Origin of the sequence: Cognatundibacterium luofuense (assembly GCF_018139685.1) — a bacterium.
GTDB lineage: Bacteria > Pseudomonadota > Gammaproteobacteria > Burkholderiales > Burkholderiaceae_D > Undibacterium > Undibacterium luofuense.
Window position 1 is genome coordinate 1 of the sequence record NZ_JAGSPN010000600.1, and the last position, 288, is coordinate 288.

Here is a 288-nt window from a genome sequence, read left to right on the forward strand (position 1 = left end):
GTTGGCGTTTCTGCTGTGCTCATGCAGGGCGTGTTTCTGGGGGCGTATACCAAGCGGGTCGGTGATGAAAAAGCGGTGCAATATGGCTTGATGTCCTCTTGTGTGGCGTTGACCTTGTACGGGCTGGCGACCGAAGGCTGGATGATGTATGTGTTGATACTGTGTAATTTGCTCGCGTTTGCTGCAGGGCCCGCCTTACAGGCGATTTTTTCCAGGGCGGTCGATGCCGGTTCTCAAGGCATGGCGATGGGCTCTTTAAGCTCCCTGGCCAGCGTGATGAGTGTTACC

The 288-nt window shown here is 55.6% G+C and carries 1 pseudogene; it reads left to right on the top strand.

Going from position 1 to position 288, the window contains the following annotated elements:
* A pseudogene (locus KDM89_RS21810) lies at positions 1-288 on the top strand (MFS transporter); the annotation flags it as partial.